The organism is Nonomuraea sp. NPDC003201 (genome assembly GCF_053590415.1).
Genome location: NZ_JBSFTC010000607.1, coordinates 1 through 3,251, shown reverse-complemented (window position 1 = coordinate 3,251; position 3,251 = coordinate 1). Strand labels below are relative to the sequence as shown.

The following is a 3,251-nucleotide window of genomic DNA, read 5'->3' as shown; positions in this document are numbered from 1 at the left end:
GGTCGCCGGGTTCGCCGCGACGCTGGACGAGCTCGCGGGTGAGCCGGGCAGCCCTCTCGTGCCGCGCCCGGCCGGCACGCTGCCGCCGCTCTCCCCCGCCCAGGAACGCCTGTGGTTCCTGCACCGCCTGGATCCCGCCGACGCCTCGTACAACATGTACATCGTGCGCAGGCTCCAGGGCCCGCTCGACGAGGCGGCACTGGAGCGGGCGCTGACCGGGCTGATCGCCAGGCACGAGTCGTTGCGGACCCGCTTCCCCGAGGTGGACGGGCGGCCGGTGGCCGTGGTCGAGCGGCCCGCGCCCGCCAGGATCGAACGGCTGGCAGCCCGCGACGAGGCCGAGGCCCGCGCGCTCGTCGCCGCCCGCACGAACGCCCCGCTCGACCTGGGCGCCGCGCCGCCGCTGCGCGTCACGCTCGTCCGGATCAGCCCGGACGATCACGTGCTCTGCGTCGTCCTGCACCACATCGTGGCCGACGGCTGGTCGATCACCGTCTTCCTGGACGACCTGGCCGCCCTGTACGCCTCCGCCGAGCTCGCGCCGCTGGCCGTGCAGCACGGGGACGTCGCCGGGTGGCGGCGGGAGCAGGACCGCGGCGCGGCCCTCGACTACTGGCGCGCGCAGCTTGCCGACCCGCCCACCCTTGACCTGCGCACCGACCGGCCGCACCGCCCCGGGGCGACGCGCGGCGACTTCCACCTGCTGGAGGTGCCGGGCGAGCTGCTCACCCGGCTGGAGTCGACGGCTCGCCGGCATCGGGTGACGCTCTTCATGGTGCTGCTGGCGGCGTACCAGGTCCTGCTGTCGCGGCACACGGGGCAGGACGACGTCCTGGTCGGGTCGCCGACGGCGGGCCGGGACCGAGTGGAGCTGGAGCCGCTCATCGGCTACCTCAGCACCACGCTCGTCCTGCGCGGCGACCTGTCGGGTGACCCGGCGCTGGAGGAGCTGCTGGCCAGGACGCGCAGGACGGTCCTGGACGCGATGGCCCATCACGACGTGCCGTTCGAGCAGCTGCTGGCCGAGCTGGACGTGGAACGGGACCTGGCCAGGAAGCCGATGTTCCAGACCCTGTTCACCCTGAACAGCCAGACCGCCGACGGCGAACGCGACCGCCTCGGCCCGGTGCGGATGTCGTTCTTCGACGACGGGTACCGGCAGGCCAAGTTCGACCTGACCGTGGAGGCGTGGCGGTCGCCCGGGCGGCTGCGGGTGGCGTTCGGGTACGACGCGGGGTTGTTCGACGCGGAGACGGTGGCGGAGCTGGCGGAGCGGTTCGCGGTGGTGCTGCGGGGGGTGGCCGACCCGGGCAACCGGCGGGTGCCCCTGTCGCGCCTGCCCGTGCTGACGCCGTCCGACGAGGCCCTGCTCGCGTCGCTGGACCGCCCTCCGGCGGGCCCTCTTATGGGCAGCGTGGGGACCGTCGGAGGGCTCATCGCCGAGTCGGGGGCGGCGCACCCCGGCGAGGTGGCCGTGAGCTGCGGCGCCGAGGCCGTGACGTACGCCGAGCTGGAGCGGCGGGTGGCGCGGCTGGCCGGTGAGCTGGCCGGGCGGGGCGCGGGCGAAGGGGACCTGATCGGGCTCCGGACGGGCCGCTCGGTCGAGGCGGTGGTGGCCATGCTGGCGATCTGGCGGGTGGGCGCCGCCTACGTGCCGCTGGACCCCGAGTACCCGCCGGAGCGCCTGCGCGCCATGGCCGCGGGGACGTCCCTCGTCGTCACGGCGGGGATCGAGCCGGGGGCGGGCGCCGCTGAACGCCGGCCCGGCCTGGCATATGTGATCTACACCTCGGGCTCCACCGGCACCCCCAAGGGGGTCGCCGTCGAGCACGCCGGGCTGGCCGAGCGGGTCCGGTGGATGCGCTCCGCGTACGGGCTGCGCCCCGGCGACCGCGTCGTCCAGCTCGCCTCGCTGAGCTTCGACACCCACGCCGAGGAGATCTTCCCGGCGCTGGCCGCGGGCGCCACGGTCGAGCTGCTGCCCGGCGGCGGCGCCACCCTGCCCGACCTGCTCGCCCGGCGGCCCGACGTCACCGTGCTCGACCTGCCCACCGCCTACTTCCACCACCTGGTGGACCTGATCGACGAGATCCCCTGGCCGGACGGGCTCCGCCTGGTGATCCTCGGCGGCGAGCAGGTGCGCGCGCAGGCCGTGGACCGCTGGCGCGAACGCTTCGGCGACCGGGTGCGGCTGGTCAACACGTACGGCCCCACGGAGACGACGATCATCGCCACGTACGCGGAGCTGGAGGGCGGGGACCCCCATCCGCCGATCGGCCGCCCCGTGGAAGCGACCCCCGTCCAGGTCCTCGACCGCCACGGGGCGCCCACCCCGCCGGGCACGCCCGGCGAGCTGTACGTCGGCGGCCCCGGCGTGGCCCGCGGCTACCTCAACGCCCCCGATACGCCGTTCGTGACCCTGCCGGAGGGCCGCTACTTCCGGACGGGCGACCGGGTGCGGCTGCGGCGCGACGGCCGGTTGGAGTTCCTCGGGCGCCTGGACGCCCAGGTCAAGGTGCGCGGGTTCCGCGTCGAGCCGGGCGAGGTCGAGCACTGCCTGCTCACCCATCCCGACGTCCGGCAGGCGGCCGTGCTCGCGCGAGAGGGCGACCTGGTGGCTTACGTGGTGCCGCGTGGGGAGACCAGCGCCGGAGGGCTGGCCGAGCACGTCGCGCGGGCGCTGCCGCCGTACCTGGTGCCCGCGCGCTGGGTGCTCCTCGACGCGCTGCCCCTCACCCGCAACGGCAAGCTCGACCGGGCCGCGCTCCCCGAGCCGGACGCTCCGGTCGGGAGCGACGACACGCCGCCCAGGACGGACGCCGAGGAACTGGTGGCCGACGTCTGGGCGGAGGTGCTGGGCGCGGACAAGATCGGCGCGTTCGACGACTTCTTCGCCCTCGGCGGCCACTCGCTGCTCGCCATCCGGGTGGCCGCCCGGTTGCGCGCCCTGGCGGGGGTGGATCTGCCGATCCGTACGCTGTTCGACCGCCGCACCGTGGCGGCGCTGGCGCTGGCCGTCGAGGAGGCGCTGGTGGCCGAGGTGGCGGGGCTGTCCGACGAGCAGGTCATGAGGCTGACGGAGGAGGGTCATGACCGAGCTTGTCGAGGTCATCAATAAGCACAGCACCTTGGTCATGAGACCGACGAAGGAGGGTCATGACCGAGCTTGTCGAGGTCATCAATAAGCACAGCACCTTGGTCATGAGACCGACAAGCTTGGTCATGAGACCGACGAAGGAGGGTCATGACCG

Annotated in this window: 1 protein-coding gene; it reads left to right on the top strand. The window is 74.3% G+C overall.

Features of this window, described 5'->3' with window-relative positions; translation table 11 throughout:
* Positions 1–3,118, top strand: a 3,118-nt coding sequence (locus tag ACWDX9_RS61530) for a condensation domain-containing protein (protein ID WP_449973152.1), incomplete at its 5' end; no start/stop codon positions are given.
* Positions 3,119–3,251: the final 133 nt, after the last annotated feature.